General features: G+C 52.5%; 14 protein-coding genes and 1 pseudogene. 7 read left to right on the top strand and 8 right to left on the bottom strand.

What is annotated here, in order from left to right; translation table 11 throughout:
* Positions 1-70 precede the first annotated feature (70 nt).
* From PHQ58_RS02995 to PHQ58_RS02980, 4 genes are read right to left on the bottom strand one after another with little or no spacing between them, the layout of a single operon-like run.
* A complete protein-coding gene (locus PHQ58_RS02995; protein WP_300106652.1) occupies positions 71-2,803 on the bottom strand; it encodes a DNA methyltransferase in 2,733 nt (910 codons plus the stop codon).
* A 50-nt stretch (positions 2,804-2,853) separates the two neighbouring features.
* Positions 2,854-6,606, bottom strand: coding sequence for a DUF6079 family protein (locus PHQ58_RS02990; RefSeq protein ID WP_300106649.1), 3,753 nt, complete (start codon positions 6,604-6,606; stop codon positions 2,854-2,856).
* Between the two features lie 22 nt (positions 6,607-6,628).
* Positions 6,629-7,084 (bottom strand): BREX-3 system P-loop-containing protein BrxF, encoded by a 456-nt coding sequence (gene brxF / locus PHQ58_RS02985; RefSeq protein WP_300106646.1) that lies wholly within the window; start codon positions 7,082-7,084, stop codon positions 6,629-6,631.
* A 10-nt stretch (positions 7,085-7,094) separates the two neighbouring features.
* Complete coding sequence (locus tag PHQ58_RS02980) at positions 7,095-8,009, bottom strand: WYL domain-containing protein (protein WP_300106644.1); 915 nt, start codon at positions 8,007-8,009, stop codon at positions 7,095-7,097.
* Between the two features lie 186 nt (positions 8,010-8,195).
* Between PHQ58_RS02980 and PHQ58_RS02975 the strand changes: the two genes are divergently transcribed.
* From PHQ58_RS02975 to PHQ58_RS02960, 4 genes are all read left to right on the top strand, one after another.
* Positions 8,196-9,857: a hypothetical protein gene (locus PHQ58_RS02975; protein WP_300106642.1), complete on the top strand. Its 1,662-nt coding sequence runs from the start codon at positions 8,196-8,198 to the stop codon at positions 9,855-9,857.
* A 104-nt stretch (positions 9,858-9,961) separates the two neighbouring features.
* Positions 9,962-10,765: a hypothetical protein gene (locus tag PHQ58_RS02970; RefSeq protein WP_300106640.1), complete on the top strand. Its 804-nt coding sequence runs from the start codon at positions 9,962-9,964 to the stop codon at positions 10,763-10,765.
* Positions 10,731-11,285: a hypothetical protein gene (locus tag PHQ58_RS02965; protein ID WP_300106638.1), complete on the top strand. Its 555-nt coding sequence runs from the start codon at positions 10,731-10,733 to the stop codon at positions 11,283-11,285. Before PHQ58_RS02970 ends, PHQ58_RS02965 begins: the two co-directional genes overlap by 35 nt.
* 37 nt (positions 11,286-11,322) lie before the next feature.
* The gene (locus tag PHQ58_RS02960; RefSeq protein ID WP_300106635.1) at positions 11,323-12,720 is read left to right on the top strand and encodes an SEL1-like repeat protein; all 1,398 of its coding nucleotides are present in this window, start codon (positions 11,323-11,325) and stop codon (positions 12,718-12,720) included.
* 128 nt (positions 12,721-12,848) lie between these two features.
* On the opposite strand, the gene PHQ58_RS02955 is transcribed toward PHQ58_RS02960, so the two are convergent.
* Positions 12,849-14,006 (bottom strand): phospholipase D family protein, encoded by a 1,158-nt coding sequence (locus PHQ58_RS02955; protein ID WP_300106632.1) that lies wholly within the window; start codon positions 14,004-14,006, stop codon positions 12,849-12,851.
* A 573-nt stretch (positions 14,007-14,579) separates the two neighbouring features.
* On the opposite strand from PHQ58_RS02955, the gene PHQ58_RS02950 reads away from it, so the two are divergent.
* The 3 genes from PHQ58_RS02950 (at position 14,580) to PHQ58_RS02940 (ending at position 18,840) form a co-directional block, all read left to right on the top strand.
* Positions 14,580-15,818: an integrase arm-type DNA-binding domain-containing protein gene (locus PHQ58_RS02950; RefSeq protein WP_300106629.1), complete on the top strand. Its 1,239-nt coding sequence runs from the start codon at positions 14,580-14,582 to the stop codon at positions 15,816-15,818.
* Positions 15,819-16,332: 514 nt separating this feature from the next.
* Positions 16,333-17,223: a PEP-CTERM sorting domain-containing protein gene (locus PHQ58_RS02945; RefSeq protein ID WP_300106626.1), complete on the top strand. Its 891-nt coding sequence runs from the start codon at positions 16,333-16,335 to the stop codon at positions 17,221-17,223.
* A gap of 729 nt (positions 17,224-17,952) precedes the next feature.
* Positions 17,953-18,840, top strand: coding sequence for a transposase family protein (locus PHQ58_RS02940; protein WP_300106623.1), 888 nt, complete (start codon positions 17,953-17,955; stop codon positions 18,838-18,840).
* Positions 18,841-18,930: 90 nt separating this feature from the next.
* Here the strand turns inward: PHQ58_RS02940 and PHQ58_RS02935 are convergent, their stop codons facing one another.
* From PHQ58_RS02935 to PHQ58_RS02925, 3 genes and pseudogenes are all read right to left on the bottom strand, one after another.
* Positions 18,931-19,242 carry a helix-turn-helix domain-containing protein gene (locus PHQ58_RS02935; protein WP_300106621.1) on the bottom strand — a complete coding sequence of 104 codons (312 nt, stop codon included), beginning with the start codon at positions 19,240-19,242 and terminating at the stop codon, positions 18,931-18,933.
* On the bottom strand, positions 19,239-19,562 hold the full coding sequence (locus tag PHQ58_RS02930) for a type II toxin-antitoxin system RelE/ParE family toxin (protein WP_300106618.1): 324 nt from the start codon (positions 19,560-19,562) through the stop codon (positions 19,239-19,241). Before PHQ58_RS02930 ends, PHQ58_RS02935 begins: the two co-directional genes overlap by 4 nt.
* Before the next feature lie 167 nt (positions 19,563-19,729).
* Positions 19,730-20,050: pseudogene (locus PHQ58_RS02925) on the bottom strand (hypothetical protein); the annotation flags it as partial.
* Between the last annotated feature and the right edge of the window lie 50 nt (positions 20,051-20,100).

The raw sequence follows: 20,100 nt of genomic DNA, 5'->3' as shown, positions 1-20,100 counted from the left end.
GAGAAGCGCTCCCGCACTCCGCCATACAAGCGGACCACGAGAGCGCTCAACTCCGTTGTTGGTTAAGTTCTTAGTCCACTCCAGCCCTCGTGAGGGCGAGGTCGTACAGGGTCAATAACTTTTCATCCTCCTGTAAAGCATCTTCAGGAATCTTCTGCGCGATTGAGATGATCGCTTTGTAGTCTTTCTCGGCCCAAGCTGAACGGAAACCTGCTCGCAGCGCCTCAAGCCGGAACTCCTTGAGACGACGACCTGTGAAGGCGCGATAGTGATCAAACTCCTTAAGTAGTGCCTTTTCGCGCTTCTTTTCCAGATCCTGAGCCTTGTTCGGGTCGGGCACGTACCAGCGGTCTTTTGCCTTGGCGATCAGTGCCGGATCATCCTTTTCAAGCTTGCGTTGATCTTTATGATTAGAAGACAAATATGCGTGAATCTGACTCGGAACTTCGCCAATCCCGTCATATTGAATGAAGTTGTCTTCCAGCAGTGCTGCCAACTCAGGCTTCGACTCGTGCTTTTTCCAGCCAGCACCAAGCTGACTGATGAAATCCGTATGAACCTCTTGATAGGTGGATGGCCGACGTTTCAAAAAATCGGTTAACCAGTCAATCGCACTGCGCTCGTCAGAAACGAACATTTCCATCTGCGGCGCGACCGCTACCTGTAGTCGTTTTTTGTCGTACTCAGTAACTTGATCGGCCAAGAACACCATTCCATCGCGATCAACAAAACGTTGCGTCAATCCTGCTTGAAACTCATGGGTTGACATTGGAACTGGTGCGTTGTGCCGAATAAACCATGCGATCATTCGATCGAAGATGATTCGAGGGTCTCTTTCCGCGATGAACTCTAAAGCCCCGTTCCTTACTTTCACGGTCGGCAAATATCCCAAGTGCGTCCGGACGAAGTCCCATGCTGAATCTTCACTTCCACCTGTTTGCGCAAAACGGTCCTCCAGACCGTCATTTGGTTTATAGGCAGAAATGACCAAGTCCTGCTTTACAGCAGTGGTCGTCATTACTGCTTTGAAGCTGCCTTGCTTTTTGTCTAAAGCCGACACGTTCGCCACGACAAACCCTGCTTCTTGCAAGGATGTTTGAATAGTGTTCCACACAGATGCCTGTGTATTTGAAAATTCGACAGTCATCCATCGGCCAGGCTTTAATACTCTAAAGAACTCCTTAAAACCATTGGTTAACAGCTGGCGATAATCATCGAGTCCCTTTTCCTGAACTGAGCTAACAATCGCCTCATTCGTTTGCTTGGTTACGACACCGAGCAGAGACTCCCAGAAGAAGTTCAACTCCGAGTAATCAAAATTGCTCCCGAATGGCGGGTCGACAAATATATAGTCGATCGACTTGTCTGCTATCCCATTCAATGCAGTCGAACTCTGCGTGGAAATGACATTGCAACGTGGCATCGAGCGCTGGTATGCGAGGCTAGAAGCAATGGTTTCTGCATTACGCAAGAATGATTTAAGTACATTTGGTGGCGTAATAAGAGAACCAACATATAAGGTTCCTGAGAGAGGCCCGCCTCCCTTTCTGTCAGCTCTAAATCTACGCATTCTTGATGCATATGGCATGCAAGCCGTCAGCGCAAAAAGAAGGGCATGCTGAATAGAAGCATCAGGAACGCCCGCTATATAGCGATGAATTAGTGCAACTGAATACAATTCGCGCGGAGTAAAAAAGTGATGGAGATGTGTGATGCCGCGAGGTACGTTCCGCCGAGTTTCTTTTCCCTGAATTAGCTCAACAACAGGGAATCCAACTGTGCGAAGCTTTGCATCTGCGTCTCGGATTGCAGCAAAGTCATCTTCGTCTGGAATTTTTTCGAACCTACTAGTCCCAACAGAATAATTTATCAATACAGGTACTGTCTTGGCTTCCTTATGAGCCATATTCAAAAGTGGATCAATTCGTGATTCATAGCACGCCTCCCAGCTGGACTCCTTTGCCTCAACGCCACATGATGGGCACTTGATAGAGGAACGCAGCGAATCCTCCATTTCATCGACGGCGATTGAATAAAACGGGTGCTGTGAACCACAATTTGAGCAGGCAACCACATCAGAATATAGGACAAACTCAACAACGCCTTTTAAAGATCCAGGATTCTTGTACTGCTTATGGGCTGCCGTTTTGCGATCCCGTACTTTCCATCCGCTATGATTTGTTTCGTAAAGTCTTTCATCCGACCTTTGTATATCCCTTACGAGTTTTTTTGCAGCGTCTAAAAACGATATGGAATCGAGCGATCCATTTAGGTTACGAGCAATAAAGGTTGCGATCGGCGATAAATCCAATAAGACTGCGCTTCTGCCTTGACCAACATGCGCTGCTGCGACGCCAGTCATTCCCGTGCCACAGAACCCATCTAAAATGACGTCGCCGGGTTTTGTGTAGTGTTCGATGTACCGCATGATGGCTTTATGCGGAACTTTGGTGTGATAGCTATGAGCGTTGTAGATTGGATCATTCTTTCCTTCGCTGACGTCAGCCGCAAATGGTTCCTTGCTATATGGCACAGACGAGTCATAGGCATTGCCGTAATGGCGCAAGAAGTCTTCGATGAATGGGTTCGGGCAAGCGGTGTAGTAAGGCGGATCGGATAGCACCAAGATATCCGCATCGGCACCCACAGGAAACCCCTCTACCTTTCGGAATGCAGGCTCTTTCAGCTTTTCAGCTAGAAGCTTCAAGTAGTGCTCGCGCCGCGCCTCATCACTTGGAAACGTTTGCCCAAGGCATTCAACCGGACCTAATTTGGCCGCGTGGTTTTGGAAAAGATCACTCATCAATTAATTCCTCAAATTCTTCTGTTCATCGCTGGGCGATCGAATACCCATCACTCAATGATGAAGCGCAGTTTTTCTGGGTCTTCCTTGCCCTTGCAGCGCTCTTTCAGGAACGCTTCAAAGCGCTCGCGGACATCTTTGAGCGACGCCGGGGAACCGCCCAGCAACAGGGCCTGCTTGATCTCGTCACTCTTGACCACCACCTTCTCCAAGCCAACCAGCGCCATTTGCACGGCATTGGCGAATTCGCCAGTGACCGGGTCTGGCAGCGCGCGTGAGGTTAGGAAGGCGTTGATCAGCTTCTTGCTGGCGTCCGGCAGCAGGCCAAGGCTTTCCTGCGTGAACGGGTCTTCAAGGTTTTCCAGCAGGGTTTGCTGCCAGTTGGCGACGAGCTGATCCAGATCGTCATCCAGCTTGTGCAGCGCTTTGGCGGCGGGGATGTTCAGTTCCAACTGCTCGGCAGAGGGGCGGTACTGGCAATGCGGGCACACCGCGAACATGTTCAGCGTCGGCTCGTCCAGTGCAGAGCAACTCTTGAGGCCATTGAGCGCATCCTCAAACGAGGTGAGCTGGCTGACGTTCATCATTTCCACACCGGCCAGGACGCGAAGGCCTTGCAGGCGCGGGTCGTTGCGCAGGGTGTTCCTGCTCTTTTCTTCCGACACGCCGAGCCGCGCCTTGGTGTGGCTGGCGATGTAGGCGTTGATGTAGTCCTTCTTGAGCTGGTTGAGCGTTTGGCGGTACTCGCTGGCGTGCTCTGCCGTGCGGTCTTTGCTCAGCTTTTCTTGCATCGCCTTGCGGGCAGCTTCGGCCTGCTTGACCCACTCGTGCCCGGCAGGCAGCACCATTTCGGCTTGCGACAGGTAGGCGGCCGTGCTGCCTAGCTCCACCACCAGATCCAGCATTCGCTCGACGGAGGCCAGGACTTCGATGTTCTTTTTCTGCGCTTCGATGTCTTCGAGGGTGATGCGCAGGTTTTTCAGCTTGCCAACGGTGTTGTACGGTGACAGGTCTTCGGTGAACTTCTTGAGCGAATCCAGCCGGGCGTGCCAGTCTTTGGCCTCTTCATCACGAAGCAGATTTTGGCCCCAAAAGCCCAGCTTGCCTTGCTGTAGGTCCGAACCCGCCTTGAGCACGCGCGGTGTCAGGGCGCTGATGCGGTCTTGCAGTTCACGCACTGAATCAGGGTCGCCTTGTGTGGCTTTCTGCGCCCAACCTGAGGCCAAGCCAAAGAACTCAAACAGCGACTTCAACACAGCAACGTTGATTTCCTTCGGTGCCTCGATGTGTTTGAACTGCTTGAGGTCGTCCAGCGAGCGTTCGGCCAGTTGAACCAATTTTCCGGAGTCGATCTTGTCACCAGTGATAGACAGCACCAAGTCACCGGAATACACTAATCCACCGAGCACGGTGACCAATAGATCCGGCTCCAGTCGGTATTTGATCGGCGCGAAATACTCAACATCGGCCGTGCCGGAAAGCAGTTCGCTGCGGTTGAGCACTTGGCCGTGGCCTTTGTCCTTCAAGCGCTTCAGCACTTCTTGGGCATAGCGGGAGTTGGCCGGTTCGATGCGGTCACCGTCTAGCAACTCCAGTGCGTCGAGGATGGCGGTTGCGTCCTTGGTGCGGTTGCCGCCCGCCAGTGCACGCAGCGCATTGCCGATCAGTTGCTTGCGGTTACCTTCGGTCACCAGCACTGAGAAGGTCGGGTACTCGGGCGCGAGATCGACAAAACGCTGGCCCAGTGCCAAACCAGAGATGATGTTGACCACATCGCGGAAGTTGATGCGTTCATCCGGGCCAAGCCGCGCGCGGTCGCGCAGCGATACGCCTTTAGCCCAGTCTTGCAGGGTTTTTGTCTTGCCCTGATAGGTCACCTCGAAAGCCGTCATCTGCTTTTCCTGGAGCCACTTGCTCATGGCTTTGAGGAAGTCCTGCGCCTTGGACATATAGATGGCTTTGGCTCCGCCGCTGGCAGTGGATGCCAGTTCCTGTGCTGCGGCGTAGGCCGACAGGAGGCGTTTGATGTCTTCGTCCAGGCCTTTCAGGCGGAAGAACACTTCATCCGTGAGGTTGTTGTCGGTGAACTTGGGCTTATCGAATGGCTGGATAAAGTAAACGTAGAAATCACGTTCTGGCTGTGCCGTCGGGCGGTCATTCGGTGCACCGAAGAACAGGTAGCCCATGCGCTCAGCGCGGCGTTCTTGCCACTCGATCTGGTACTGCCAAATCTGAAAGCCGGAAACGTAGCTTGGCTCACTGGGGTTCTCGCGAATGAGCTGCAGCAGCGCCGCGTAATACGCACGGTCGAGTTGGTCATCGTCCAGGCTGCCCGCGCGGTTTTCGATTTGGGCGTCGTAATCGATGTCTTTTTTCAGGTCGAGGTAGTACTGCTCGGTATCCGCTGCCTTGGAGATGAACTGGCCGTTGACCGTTTTCAGCACTTCACGCATCACCGTTTGCACCATCGACAGCAGGTTCTCTGCCGCATCGCCTGGCATGTCTTCTACGCCCGGCTGGAACAGGCACAGCGAATCACGCAGTTCTGCAGCGGTGGGGCCAATCGGTATGTGGATGTCGCCACCCGTGGTCAAGCGGTGCACGGCAAGTGCGTTGATGACGCGCAACGCCATGCCTTTGTAGTTTGGGCGCGTAAACGACTGCTGAACGCGGGACTCCAGCACATCGGAGACGCGCAACACTTCCTTAATGTTGGCATCGGGGCGCAGCGCCGAATTTTTCTTGATGGTCTGCCAGAAGCTCTCATAACTGATGAGCAATGGCCTGTCGGTCGGCACTTCTTGATCGAGAAGTGCCTTCATCGCACTTTCGATGGTGGTGAGCGCACCACGCTTCTCTGCAAAGTGGATCTGCTCGAAGGTTTTCAGGTAGTCAGGGTGAACGGGGAACAGACGGACGTACTCGTCCATGCGCTCGTTCATGGTGCCGTAGAACTTTGCAAACGGCGTTAGGTATTCGCGGATCTTGTTTTGTTGGTCGACGCTCTTTTTGAGCAAACGCGCCGCGACGACAAAGCTCACGTCATTGCGATCGATCAGGATTTGCGTAAAGCGCTCATGGACTCGACGCATGCTGCTTGCGACGTGCTCGAAGCGTGCGCTGTCGAAAATGGCTTCCTGCACACCGGCCACAAAGCGGAACTTCAGATGTTTGGTGACTTCACCAATCTGCCGCAGGATGGCCAGATCCAACGCCAGTTCGTGGCCACGGCGAGAGTCCAGGTATTCAAGAAACTCGTCCACTACCAGCAAGATGCCCTGGCCCGGATAGACATCTTCAAAAGCACCCATCATTTCTTCGAAGGAGTGCTTGTTGTCAAGCTCCTGGTCCGCCGTGGGGAAGATGTAATTGACGCCCAGATTGGCAAGGAACTCTTGTAGCCTACGGGTGATGATCTGGCGCAGCGGCATTTCCAAGCCGCCGACTTCAATACGGAGCACCTTGAACTTGCCCGCGATCGAGGCTGCGGCTTCGGCCACCTTGGGGTGGCGAATCATCGGGGCGTAGGCGGCATCTTGCGCCACCAGCGACAGGACCGACATCAAGTGCGATTTGCCGGTGCCATAGTTGCCGACGATCAGCACACCCTTGTGATCGACGGAATCGTCGAAGCTAAGTTGGGGAATCATGAGCTTGGCGATCCGCTCAGCCATGTCATCCGAAATGACATAGGTCGTCACGAGCTTTTTGGCCTCGTTTGGCCGGTCAGCATCCAGCAGCTGGATAACCGACTCAATCTGTTCGAACTGGATCAGATCACCGTATTTCATCTTATTAGCCATGTTTTCCTCGTTCCCTTAAACTTCAAATTGCCAGTGCAACCACGCCTTCAGCGTCGTAGTCGCGATATTCTGAATGGGTCATTTCGGCGTAATACAGCCGATTCCCGCGCAGCTCGCCGGGCCAGACGGCCACAACGCGCTTTGAGTGAGCCAACCGTTTGATCAGATCAAGCGGGTTGATCTGTAGGCCGCGCTCAAATAACAACTCGATATTGTCGAGCAGCAGCACATCTTCTTTGAGCTGCTTGTCGGCGATATCACGGAGCAGTTGACCCGCTGAAAAACCACGCTCTGCATGGGGCGTAGCTGACAAGCGGCGCCCCAACTCCAAGTTGACGTTCAGCGGCTGGACATTCAGCTTGGTTCCCAACTCTTGCAGCAACTTCGTTTTGCCGCTGTCGCGCGGCCCCGCCAGTACGATGAGTTTCGTGTGCAGTTCGCCAAGCAGGTCTACGTATCGTTCCAGTTTTGTCAACATCAGCAGTCCCTCACTCCGCTTCAGCTTCTGGCCGAAGGTGGTCAGGAGAGCGGTAGCCTGGAGCAAGCAGCGCATTCTTGACGCCATAAAGCGCCAGGTGATCTCGCAACCAAAGTCGATATTCGGGGCCGCGCAGGCTGTGGTCGGGTGAGCAGTCGACGCTCAACTGGCGAAGAATGTACCCAGCAGTGGCAGCTCTGAGCTTCATGCGCAGGACGCCGCGATCCAGTCTGTAGTCCATCTCTGTGATTTCGGGCCGGGGTTGGTCCGGGTGGGGCACCAGTTCGAGTTCGACGATTCGCGTCCACTGGATGTCTTGGTCGCTTCGCTCGGTCACACGGACCTCCGACCCCTTCAACAGCTGTGGTGACTTGATGCGTGTGATAACGAAGTCGCGGAACTCGCAAGACTTTCGGTCATAGGCGCGCACATGCCAACGCAGGCCGTTGTCTATCAGTGCGAATGGAACAATCTCGCGCTCTGACTGGCCGCTACTAATAGAGTAGTACTCAATTTGTAGCGGGCACTCCTGATACATCGCCCGCGTCACGCTTGCCAGCACATCCAGATCGGGATGCGTCAACCTGGTAGGACGCTCGCTGACAACCCAGGCTTTGAGCAACATGGGTTCCCCATCGCCAAACCCCTGAGTCAGCCACGACAGCACACGCTCGGGCGGGAAGTCAAAGACTGACTGGAAGTGAGCACCCAGTACATAGGACTTGCCCTTGGCGTCATAGTCGATGTTTCCAGGGGCCAGCTCTTTGTAAAGGGCCAGGTCTCTGGTGGCGGCGGCGGATTGGATGCCAAAACGCGCCACCAAGTCCTGTCGTCGAATCTCACCGACGAATCGCACGCGTAACTCTACGAATGCGAGGCGGTCTCGTTGCGGTTGGGTCAAATCGGCAAGCTGTTCTTTCAACATCTGTGGGTGCTCTTTTCGATTAACAAATGCTGGTGAGGTCTATTACATGAAGTATATAAGCTGCTCTACAATCCGTGCAAATTATTATTATAAGGTTAATATCCGCTGTATTTTGATTACCTTAATGTAAAATAAGGCATCTATGGCTCTTAGTCGTCGCGTTACCGAACTGCCAAAGGAGGCTCCGTGAGCACATCAATCATCCCGAAAATGCCCTTCGTGTGGCCGGAACCCCGTGTCAGTTCCGGAGTCGGAAGGTACGAGACGGCGCTACCCTTTGAAGTGGCCGCGCGAGCAGCGCTCAGTGTGTTCGGCGTGGTGTCTGCGATCGACGCCAGGGCAGTGGGCTGGATGGAGGGATACCTGGCCGACAATATGGAGACCAAGCTCCGTCTGGTTATCAGCATCCACCCGACGTGCAGGACCTCTGAGTCCGATTTGCAAGACCTGCTTCGGCTCGTCGAACGACACGGCGATCGGGCGGCGTTCAAGGTATTCCCCGAAGCCTCATTGTTCGACCGGTCATCGAACCTCTTGTGCCTGTGTGGTGCAGATGGTAATGTGGCGGTGTCGGTTGGCCCGACCGAAAACATGGGATTTGCGCCTGCGTCGCCTTCTCAAGCCAACCTAGCCGCGATCGTGACAGCAGCAACCTTCGAAGCCTGCCGAAAGTGGTTCGACTACTTGTGGGGCATCGCGGGTCCGCTGCGACCAGATGTCGCATCCATGATGCCGAACCTGGTGCTGCCAGAAGGGGACGTGGAAGCAGCCCGGCTATGGGAAGACTATCGACGGCGCTGCCTTGCGCACGAGTCAGCCACCGAGCCACTGGTGCGGGCCGTCGTCGACCCGGAGTCGGGTGAGGTTGTGTTGGTGGACCAGAACAACGAAGCAGTGCCATCTCCGACCGAAGCCATCGGCGTTCCCAAGCTCGACCCTCTCTCTGACAGTGTGGCGCGGGTTTTTGAACTCGGTGCACTTGTCTCCGTGGACAAGTTAAGCCGGATTCCGCCATTAGAGGCGCCCGTGAAGCCTGAGTGGTTCGGCGTCGACAGTTTTCGTCAGACTGGCATGGTGAAGGCGCAGACCTCATTCAAGGTAGCGCCATTCGATGAATCCACGCTCAAGAAGATCGACCGGTTGCGTCGTGTGTCCGGTGACTTGCTGCCTCGCTATTCGTTCGCGCTCGCTGATGGGGTGCGCTGGATGCCCAAGCAAGCCATTCCCCTTTTTGAAGCAGCATTGACAGCGGCCAACGACGACGCGAAAAAGTTGCTCGGACAGGCCATAGGCGACGACATCGAGGCCTTTCTGGCCTCGCAGCGCGAGCGCATCCGCAGCGACGCGCAGCGTATGTACGAGGCCTATCACCCGGACGGAAAAATTCCGGACAACGCCGTCACCAACATCTTGGATGAGCTCAAGACCCGCCTCGACCGGACCAAAGCCGACAAGCTGATTCCCAAGGTGGCGTACTCGCCCGTGGCATTCAATCCCTCACAGAAGTCGGAGTGGTCGTCGCCCTGGGGCCAAGCGTTCGCGCTCCTGAAGGGTATCGCGGAGTTCCCCCGCGAGGCTATGACCAATCGGTTCTTCTGGCAGGGCATCAGGACTGATGAGGACGCTCTGATCAAAGCTATGAACGTCGCAGGTGACCACATCGTCGAGGAATACGGCAGCCGCAAAGCCAAGCAACGCGCTGAACTGGAACTGGACCTGATCAAGCAACTTGAAGACGCACCGAGCGACGCGCTGGCCAAGTGCCGAGCCCTGTGGTCCTTGATCACGACGGGAAAAGAGGACGCGGTGGTCGCGCTTGTGGATGAAGCGGTCACCAAGACGAAATAAACCGTAAGAAAGGAGCCGGGAATGGAAAACACTGGAAGCCCACTGGTCGCGTTCTCGAAGGCTGCAGCCTTCGCAACCGACAAACACCGCAAGCTGAGCGCCGCATGACCATCGTTCGTGGTGTCCGAATAATGGCAGCGCCGTGTTGTGGCGCGCAATATGCCTTTCCAAGATACGTGTCGATGAACTTTTCGGCATTTGAATACTGGACTGACGGTTGGCGAGAGTACTCGCTCATGCCGAACGACGAAGGCTTGCGACAGTGCAAATGTGGGCAGTTTGTCCTGACAAAGGACATGGTCTCAATTGATAAATCAGAAGCGTCCAATATGGACGAAGATGATTCCAATGATCTGCCTTACATGGATCACGTGCCCGATCAACTTTTGCCCGAGTGCATCTCAAAGGCGAGCAGCGAGGATATGGAGGTCGCCGCAAGACTTGGTTATTGGCGATGTCTCAATCACGAGTACCGGGAGAGATACCGCCAGCACAGGGATGCTGAAGAGGCCGCGATCAAATCAGCCTGGGTCGCGGCCAATCCTGATCGAAGAACCTGGTGGGACAAGTTTTTGCGCCGAAAGCCACCGGAATACAGACGTCCGCCGAACAGTCCGTTCACTTACCCGGCCTTCGAACCAACGGATGCGCAACTTCAAAACATGCAGCGTCTCAGCAAAGTTCTATTTGGCCGGTGGGAAGAATCTCGCAAGGGGTATGTCATCAATCTGGTCGATCTTTATCGGGAGCAGGGTCGATTCGACGAGGCTGAATTGGTGATTTCAGCGATGGATATCAAAACTGACGATGTCACTGGTCAGCTCATTAGAAATAGGCGCGGTGGTTCTTGTTATCGTCTTTGGCACGCACTGGTTGACGAAAAAAGACGAGTCAGAGTCGTTACGTGACCTTCTCGATGCCGTCGAACCCGACCGCAAGAAACTCTCATACCGAATCCTGAGTGACTTTGTGGTGCCGGTTCTCGCAGCAGTAGCTGTTGTGGTTGTGTGGCCAGCCGCCATCTATATGAAAGGTAAGGAAATCTTCTCAAAAAAATGTGAGGATGTGCTGGAAGAAGATCAGAGATTTGCGGTGGATAAACATCAGGAGTTTGCGCTGGAGGAGGAAAAGGAGTTTGCGGTGGAGCACAGCCACCTTCAGGAGCGACTGACTGTTCCGCAGATCGAGGCACGCGAAATGGTTGCGGACCCAATGGGTGCTGTACCAAACGCTCCGTTTGGCCATTTGAATGCAGCTTGGAAGAATTTCATTGAAGGTTTAGACGCAGACAACGATGTCTGGTCATTTGCTGCGTCTTGGGAAACGCCTTGGGGGCGGAAAGAAATCAGATCTGGGTACATTTCAGTTCGGGACGGGGCACCGGGCAAGTACTTTCTCACCATGTGGAAGGCAATCGATGTCGACTGAACAAAAGCCGCAAATTGAAGCATGAATGGGCCAACGTATGCAATTTGACGATGATTCCGATTACACACCACCAACTCTTGATTGGGACGATCAAGTGTGTCAACTGATCTTCAGAGATGCCGAAGGAGGTGACTCGCATGCTCAATTTAACTTGGGACGGATTTACCTAGAGGGTCGCCTGCTCCCTAAATCTTCGATCAAAAGCGCGCATTGGTATCGCCTAGCAGCCGAGCAGGGTGACGCTGCTGCACAAAACAACCTGGCACGACTTTACGAGGCTGGGGACGGAGTTGAAAAAGACCTGACGCGGGCGCTTGACCTATTTAATATGGCTGCGTCTCAAGAGGATGAAGTTGCACAGTTCAACTTAGGTCGTCTCTATCAAAATGGCATTGGAGTAGAAAGAAACGTAACAAAGGCTTTTGAGTGGTTCTTGAAGGCAGCGGAAAAGGAGCAGGTTCAATCACAGCTTGAGATTGGTCTGAAATTTTCAAACGGTGAAGGTGTTGGGCAGGATGCTTCGAAGGCAGTGGAGTGGTACGAGCGCGCGGAAAAAAATGGCAACTCCCATGCAGGTTATCTTTTGGGCATGCGGTACAGCCGTGGAAATGGGGTTGAACGCGACGACATTCGATCTCATGAACTTCTTTCGAAATCCGCAGAGCAAGGTCACCGTCAAGCGCAGCACGAGTTGGCAAAGCAATTCGAGCGAGGTATTGGATGCAAGGAAGATATGGCTATTGCGTTCACGTGGTTCCATAAGGCTGCTAGCCAAGGGCATCATGATGCAGAGTTTCGTGTGGGTCAAATGCTGTCTGGAGAAACTGGATGCAAAAAGGACTTGGTTGAAGCAGCTGAATGGTTTGAACGATCGGCCGCTCACGGTAATATTCGCGCTTTGGTAGAGCTGGGTGATATATATGCGTCTAATGACCCACTGATAAGTTCGAAAGAAAAATCGTTCGCTTGGTATCTGAAAGCAGCAGAAAAGAAACATCCACACGCGCAATATCTAGTTGCACAAATGTATTCTCGCGGAGACGGTGTTTCGAAGGATGATGAGATTGCATTTTCTTGGTACACAGCTGCAGTCGAGAGTGGCCATCATCTTGCGCCCATATCGCTCATTGAATGCTACATATATGGCCGCGGTACTGAAAAGGATACAAGCGAAGCATTCTGTCTTTGTCTTGCTCGCGCAGAAAGTGGCAATGAGCACGCTCAAAGCCGTCTCGGGAGAATGTACATGGATGGGGTCGGCGTGCCTCGTGACTACGTATTTGCGTATTCTTGGCTGAACATAGCTGCAGCTGGTGGCGACGAGCCTGCAAGCGAGTGGAGGGATAAGCTTGAAGTAAAAATGACAAAGACACAAGTTTCCGATGCACAGCGACTTGCGTCACGATGGGAGGTCGGTAATTCAATCACTCGATAAATTACCGGTGATATCTCATCTGGCTTTACTTAATCCAGATTAGTCTATACGCATTTAGTCACAGATATTTGGTTTCCCTAATTCCTCCGCTAGGATATTCGGGCGGTGCTGCCCGAAAAAATGAAAGGCTAAGTTTTCACCAGCCATCCTTTGTAATCACAATAGGCCCAGATAACATGATCCAGCTCTGCAAGATTTTGTGCGGGATAGTCTGAATTTTGTTGTAGCGCGAGTCGGAGTTGTTTTGCGATCCAAATGTATTTCTCGCCAGCACTAAGTCCACGTTGTTTTTCTTTCCAAATGCCGATTTTTTTTAGCCACGTCTCAACTGGCTTATTCCACAAAGGATAGTCATCAGGGAAAAAATGACATAGCATCTCGGTAAGAAATGCTTGTCGAACTTCTACTTCCCCAGATTGTTCCAGTTTGTCGTATTCAGATTGAATAACATGATCGCGCTGCACACTATTGCTATTTATGCTAATTACCAATGAGTTGCAAAGAAGCTGCCAGTTAGTTTTAGTCGATTTGTGACGGAAAATTCCCGCTCCTTGAAATTTCCACTCAGCGCCATTCCAGTTATCGATGAGCCATTGGTAAAAGTGTTGTTGACTGGTTGTGCCCGCAGCACATTCTCTAACTTCCTTTTCGAACTCAATACGAATATCCTCAAAGGCAAAGGCACGCTCTTTTCGTTCGGCAAGTGCTTTGGCAAGCTTGGGGAATAGCGGTAAATTAAATTTAATCAAGCCCGGTGATGTCTTTTTAGATAATTTGGCAGGTTTCTTAATTGGATTTGGTGATTCCTCATAATCATCAATCCACTGAGTTGTAACCGGTATTGATAGTCCAAGAATTTGGGTAATCCAGTTGCTTATCTCTTGGTAGCGCTCTATTGAAATCTTGATACGAATATTGGCCTCGTAGTTACTTTCGAAGGCTGCAATGGTCAAGTTTGAAGATCCAACGATGAGAAAGTAACTTGTATCTTGTTTCCACATTACAAGCTTAGGATGAAAACCTGAAATCTGATCTGCAACAAAAAAATGGCATTTATTCTTGTTTTTCTTCTTCCAAACTAAAGCGTCACGAAGTGCTTTTTTACGGGTAATTCCAAAGTCTTTTCCAACTATTAACGTTGCATTTGTACAGCCATTAGCCAAGGTGAAATTTCGCCAATCGCGCAAAAAAGCTGAAAGAACAAAAATTTCTTCAGCATGATTGAAGGCGTCGTTGTATGCATCGGAAAGTGCATTGTCCGTTTTTGGATGCAGGTAAATCGTCATTGTCAAAATCCTTTGGTAGGTGGGAATCAAGTTCACTGATAGCTGCATCAGCTTTGTGATCAAGTCCAGAACGTATATTTCAACCGTTGCCCAGGTCAACGCATTGCAACATTGTGCATGTCGTCGAAAAGAGGCTGAAAATTGTCAATAGCCTAAACGCATCACGGTTTAAAAAAGTTGGTTCTACCTGTCGCTCCAAAATCTAAGTGGTTGCAACATGTAGTCAATCGGCTTGGAGGCGGGTTTTCAATCTCACGATATGAAAAGGACAATCTCCAAAAGCGGGGACAAGTGACGTAAACTTGCCTCACGGCTTTGGAGATCGGAATTGAACCCGCGTCCGCACTCCACCACCATATGCACTGACTAAGGCCTCCAAGTAGCGATACTCGGAGGCCTTTTTCATTGGTAAATCAGCTAGTTACATGCCAGCACAGTACAAAGGCATACATTGACAGCCAGACCTAAGCGGGGGTACAAATGGGGGGAGAAATAGGAAAAACGGGGGGAAATTGATGCTGTACCCCCATTTGGCTATGTTGCACCCCCACATTCACCCGAGGCCGTACCCCCATGCTGACCGATGCCCAGTGCCGTAATGCAGTTTGTCCAACAGATCGAAAGCAAGCCCGGTTTGCCGACTCAGGCGGGATGTATCTGCAAGTCAGTCCGGCAGGATCAAAGCGATGGTTTCTGAAATACCGCATTGCCGGGACTGAAAAGCAATTGGCGCTGGGCAGTTACCCCGATGTGTCGCTGACGGCTGCACGCAAAGCCCGAGATGCTGCAAAGTTGGAGAGAAGCAACGGCCATGATCCGGTTCAGGTGCGCAAGGTTGAAAAGCTCAAAGCCACGCGAACCGACGGTGACACCTTCAAAGCTATTGCCTTGGAGTGGTACGGTAAACAGTCTCCCCAATGGAGCCCAAGCCACGCAGAGCGGTCATTGCGGCAATTGGAGCGTGACCTGTTCCCGTGGATTGGCGACAGGGCCATGACCGACATTCACGCCATGGAGCTGCTGGCAGCACTGCAAAAAGTAGAAGAACGTGGTGCGATTGAAACGGCTGACAGGGTACTGATGCTGGCGCGGCAGGTTTGGGACTACTGGCTACCCACTGCCCACGTTCAACAACGCAACATCACCGAAGGGCTGAAAGGCCGTTTGACACCCTACCGGGGCAAAATCTTTGCAGCCATCCTTGACCCTGTGCGCATGGGTGGCTTGATGCGGGCCATCAAGGGTTACAAGGGCGGGCCGATAGTGCGCACTGCTTTGCAGCTCACCCCCTACCTGTATCAACGGCCCGGCAACCTGCGCATGATGGAGTGGGCAGAACTAGACCTTGACGCGGCACTGTGGACGATTCCCAGCATGAAGATGAAGCGCACCAAGCTGGAGAAGGAGCAAGGCGAAGATCACACGGTGCCACTTCCCACGCAGGCCGTGGCTCTACTACGCAGCATTCACCCCTTGACCGGACACGGGCGCTATGTATTCCCCGGCGAGCGCAGCCATGACAGGCCCGTGTCTGATAACTCAGTGCGCAGCGCCTTGTACGCGCTGGGATTCGGCAAGGAACAGAGCTGGCACGGATTCAGGGCGAGCGCCAGAACGATGCTTGTGGACGAGTTGGATATTGACTGGCAGGTGATCGAAGCCAACCTTGCACACGCCAAGAAGGACGCGAACGGCACCAGCTACAACCGCACAAAGTACATCACCCAGCGGTTTGCCATGATGCAGACATGGGCGGACTACTTGGACAAGCTGGCCACGGGCGCGGACGTGATCCAGTTCAAAGCAGCATAGACAGTTTTAGACCACGCCTACCTCGACGGAGGGAAAAGCAGTTACCCCTGACTGCCTGGCGCTGGTTCTTTCTCAGGGCGTTTGGGGGGACGGGATGAGCAAATTGTTTAGCCTCAAAGAATGGCTTTCACTTGAAGAAGCGGCAAATTATCTGACGACATGTCTAAACGAGACTGTTACTCAAGCAGACACAATCCGACTTGCAATAGATGGCCATTTGGTTTTATCTGTGAACATTGTGAACATAGCCTACGCTAGATGACCAGTGCCCGGTTCCGGGTCGGCCAAGGTCCCATGGCCCCCCTAAAACACCCGATCGACCACACAGAGGTGAAAGTGCGCATGGCCGTTCAGCCAATTTACCGAGTCTATGTGTCGGGTTTTCTTGCATCACAAATCCTATGCCAAATCAATATTTTGCTAACTTGTTGAAAATATTGAGGAAATCTTCATGAGACATACATGGCACGATTCGTGCTTTATTTTCATCACATTGTGTTGTTAAGGAAAAATTATGAAAACCAAACATATTGTGTCGTCTCTTGTGATGGCTTCGGTATCGCTGTTTACAGGTAGCGCATATGCTGCCAATGTTGTCACATTACCCGCATGCTCGTTTAACAATACCGTAACCTTAACTTCAATGACGGTTACCGGGCAATCAACAAATTTGCTCCCCGGCACCGTCCAAGCGACCAGTTGCTACGGAGTGGCAGACGGGAATAATGTCGCTTCAGAACCCAGTGGGACGAATAACGTTGGAGTGATCGATACCAGTGTTCTTAACGGCGGATCGGTTGGACCAAACACGTACTTTGATCCTTATTACCTGCCTGGCGTTCAAAGTAACTCTCTGGTTCATTTCAATCCAATTTATAACACCCTAACAACGACCAGCGCCTTGGTCGATATGGACGGTGACGACGCTGCTGATGATCCAGGCTGGATCTACTTGGGGAAAAACGGAACTAATTACGGTACTTTAGGTACGCTATCTATTGCAGACTATCTCACCATCAGTATGACTGGTCAGGGTGGTTCATCCGGAAATTGGACATTGGTTTTGAAACCAGAAATAATTGCCGCGGTGAAAAGTGTTCTGGGGCCGAATGCTTTTGACCATCTCGCCATCCTCTTGAAGGCAGGTGACATGTTTGCCGTTTATGACTTTGACTTCAGCATACTGGGTCAGGCGTTGCCGGCTGGTACTTTTGATTTCACAACTGCCTACACCTTTGGCGGCACCTGGAACACGAAGGATTTAGACAATAAATCCATTTCGAACTTGATGCTTTGGGCGCGTGACCCCTTAGTGACAGGCAATGATGTTCCCGAGCCTGGCAGCCTGCTCCTGGTCGGAGTCGCTCTGGCAGCCTTGGCAGTGCGTCGCCGCATCACTTCGTAAGGTATGTCTTTCTTCGCAACAGGGACCTTCGGGTCCCTGTTTTTATTTGGGAGCTTCGTTTACGGTGCTTTGCACACAAGGGTTGGATGCCATTCATCTAGATCGAATGTGCGGGCGATCGCGAATCAATAAGCACGAGCAACAACATTAGAAAGCAACGAAGCACATACGAAATATGCGCGGACAGTTACTGAATTCGTAGCAAATTTAATGTCTCTGTAGTCTCACTTCTATGCCGGCGGAACATCCATCCTGCTACCGTGCTCAACCCCAACATCAACATCAACATCAACATCAACCGCCGTACCGTTGGATACCCAAAGGGATGGTGGTGGATGAATCGATTTGCCGATGTCCGCAGCATCTGTCCACCGCACATTGAATACAACAGCGGGAACACCTTATAGAAGTGGGCCATCAACAACGCCCACACGCAGTTCGCCATTTATATGACAGAACTTTGGCCGGTATCAACCCTTTCGCCAATCGCGATTACAGCTATTGCCTTCTGGAGTCCTCCCCGGTCAAGACCAGAACGGCTCCTATCGCGGCATACCCGACTTACAAAAGTGCCCCGTGGATGACTGCAATGGGTCTTTATGCAGAGCGCCCAGTTATGCCCTCGCATTGCATCAATAGAAGTGTTACCTGGCGCACATGTTGCCTCACCTGAGATGTTGCCGGCGTTAGCACCTGCCATCATGCCTGCTCCACGACTTTGGAGGGACTATGGCTATCAAGATGACGCACGCGGCGCGGGCCGAACTTACCAACGTAGTCCGTACGCGTTATAGGGCTGCAGCAGGCGCCGATAAGAGCAAGATTCTCGATGAATTCATTGCGGTAACCGGCTATCACCACAAGTCGGCGATTCGCGCACTCAACTCGGAGCCGACTAGCAAGAAACGACAGACCCGCGCCCGGCCGGCCCTTTACGACGAGGCGGTTCAGACTGCGCTTATTGTTCTCTGGGAGGCCTCCGACAGGGTATGCGGGAAGCGGCTGAAGGCCCTGTTGCCGATCCTATTGCCGGCCTTGGAGCGCAACGGGCATTTGCATCTCCACGAGCCGATACGCCAAAAAATCTTGACCATGAGCGCCGCGACAATTGACCGATTGCTGCGAGTGCCACGTAGTGCGACTAATTTGAAGAAGCGTCGCCGCGCGATGCCTGAGGCGCGACGGCGTGTGCCGGTGCGTACTTTCGCGGACTGGAACGAGCCGCCGCCGGGGAGCATGGAGATGGACTGTGTCGCGCATTGCGGGGACGCCAATCGCGGCAGCTACGTCAACAGTTTGGTCCTGACTGACATCGCGAGCGGTTGGACGGAGGCTGCGCCCTTGGTGGTTCGCGACAGCGGTCTACTTGTTGAAACGCTCGAACGAATTCGTTTGGGATTGCCATTCGCGCTTCGTGCGCTGGATGTCGATAACGGAAGCGAATTTGTAAACGAGACTTTGATCAATTACTGCCTCAGCCATGGAATCGAACTCACTCGCTCTCGACCCTATCGCAAGAACGATCAAGCTTGGATCGAGCAAAAAAACGGTGCTGTCGTGCGCAAGCTGCTGGGCTACCGTCGGTTCCAAGGCATTGCTTGCGATGGGCAAGTATAGGGTGCTTGTCCCCGCTTTTGGAGATTGTCCTTTTCGGATGGTGAAACTTCGAACTGAACACCAAACTTCACAGGATCAGATAAATAGTCTCTACCGCCGAGCTCGTTTGTAGACCCGAAGATCTTCGGCAGAAAACATCTGGTTGCGTCCCACCGTGTGACAGGGCCGCAATTTATTCGCCTGCACATATCGCCGCAGAGTTGGCAAAGACACCTCTAGATACTCAGCCGCCTCAAACGCTGATAAAGGTTCATGCTGTAAGTGCCCGAACACTTGCTCATGCGTGAAGTCATCATCCCGAAACGCCTGGTTTGCCAGGAGCGAAAAGAATTTGATCCGCTCAGTCGAGGGCATGCGCTTCATCTCCGAGAAGAGATCTTGTGCGGTCAATGCGTGGCTCATTTTGAGGTTCCTTTGGATTTTTCCTGTCGTAGGTACTGTTTCAACTCAGCGTAAAAATTCTCGTGAGCACCCACCTGATAAAAATCAATAACTAAAAACTCCACAGGCACATCTTCCTTTGGAGCGCGATAAGCAATCAAATATTCCTGCCGACTGAAGCGAAACTTGTGCACTCGGATTCCAGCTAGGTCTCCAACCTTCATCTCACCAATTTCAGGATCATCGCAAACGATGTCCACTTCATCTTCAATTGCCAACTGCAGGGGCTTGTGTGCCTTTTTGACATACTGAGCAAACGGCCGTTTGAAGTTGGTTTCCATGCGTCAATTATGCATCGAATTTGATCTCATATCAACTCACACGCTACTTTGCACGCCACTTGGCCAGCAATCGCGCCTGAAGGGACTTGCGCTCGGGCAGCAACACTTCAACATGAGTGATCGGGTTTTATGGAATCAAACGCGGTAGCAGAAGATGGGGCGGATCAGCCCAAACGGTTCCGTGCGGTGGCCGCATCGATGGTGTCACTGGTGAAGATCGCTGCAAACGCCTCCCAGCGGTACTGCAACTGCTCAACCGCCTTGACCAGGATTTCGACCATGAAGATGCCCGCTTTGCGCACGATCTCGAATTTCTCGGACAACCAGGTACCGATTTCCCAACCCACGGCGAACGCACCCAGCACGGCAAACGCTGTCTTGAGCAGGCCGACGCTGGCAATCGCAGCCGTCACTGACAAATTGGCAGTGGCCCACGCCGCAGAGGTGGAGGTGGCAGCGGTGATGGCTGCGGCCCCTGCGGTCTGCCAATCCTTTCGTGGCTTTCACCCATAAGTGCGCAAGACATTTTGGTTCAGTA

Source organism: Rhodoferax sp. (assembly GCF_028688795.1).
In the GTDB taxonomy this organism is placed as follows: Bacteria; Pseudomonadota; Gammaproteobacteria; order Burkholderiales; family Burkholderiaceae_C; genus Rhodoferax.
Note: the sequence above shows the minus strand (reverse complement) of the source record. Positions and strands in the feature narration are given on the sequence as shown.

Coding starts and splice junctions, on each gene's coding strand:
- PHQ58_RS02995 (WP_300106652.1), bottom strand. CDS start 2,803: ATGAGTGATCTTTTCCAAAACCACGCGGCCAAATTAGGTCCGGTTGAA.
- PHQ58_RS02990 (WP_300106649.1), bottom strand. CDS start 6,606: ATGGCTAATAAGATGAAATACGGTGATCTGATCCAGTTCGAACAGATT.
- brxF (WP_300106646.1), bottom strand. CDS start 7,084: ATGTTGACAAAACTGGAACGATACGTAGACCTGCTTGGCGAACTGCAC.
- PHQ58_RS02980 (WP_300106644.1), bottom strand. CDS start 8,009: ATGTTGAAAGAACAGCTTGCCGATTTGACCCAACCGCAACGAGACCGC.
- PHQ58_RS02970 (WP_300106640.1), top strand. CDS start 9,962: ATGACCATCGTTCGTGGTGTCCGAATAATGGCAGCGCCGTGTTGTGGC.
- PHQ58_RS02960 (WP_300106635.1), top strand. CDS start 11,323: ATGCAATTTGACGATGATTCCGATTACACACCACCAACTCTTGATTGG.
- PHQ58_RS02955 (WP_300106632.1), bottom strand. CDS start 14,006: ATGACGATTTACCTGCATCCAAAAACGGACAATGCACTTTCCGATGCA.
- PHQ58_RS02950 (WP_300106629.1), top strand. CDS start 14,580: ATGCTGACCGATGCCCAGTGCCGTAATGCAGTTTGTCCAACAGATCGA.
- PHQ58_RS02945 (WP_300106626.1), top strand. CDS start 16,333: ATGAAAACCAAACATATTGTGTCGTCTCTTGTGATGGCTTCGGTATCG.
- PHQ58_RS02940 (WP_300106623.1), top strand. CDS start 17,953: ATGGCTATCAAGATGACGCACGCGGCGCGGGCCGAACTTACCAACGTA.
- PHQ58_RS02935 (WP_300106621.1), bottom strand. CDS start 19,242: ATGAGCCACGCATTGACCGCACAAGATCTCTTCTCGGAGATGAAGCGC.
- PHQ58_RS02930 (WP_300106618.1), bottom strand. CDS start 19,562: ATGGAAACCAACTTCAAACGGCCGTTTGCTCAGTATGTCAAAAAGGCA.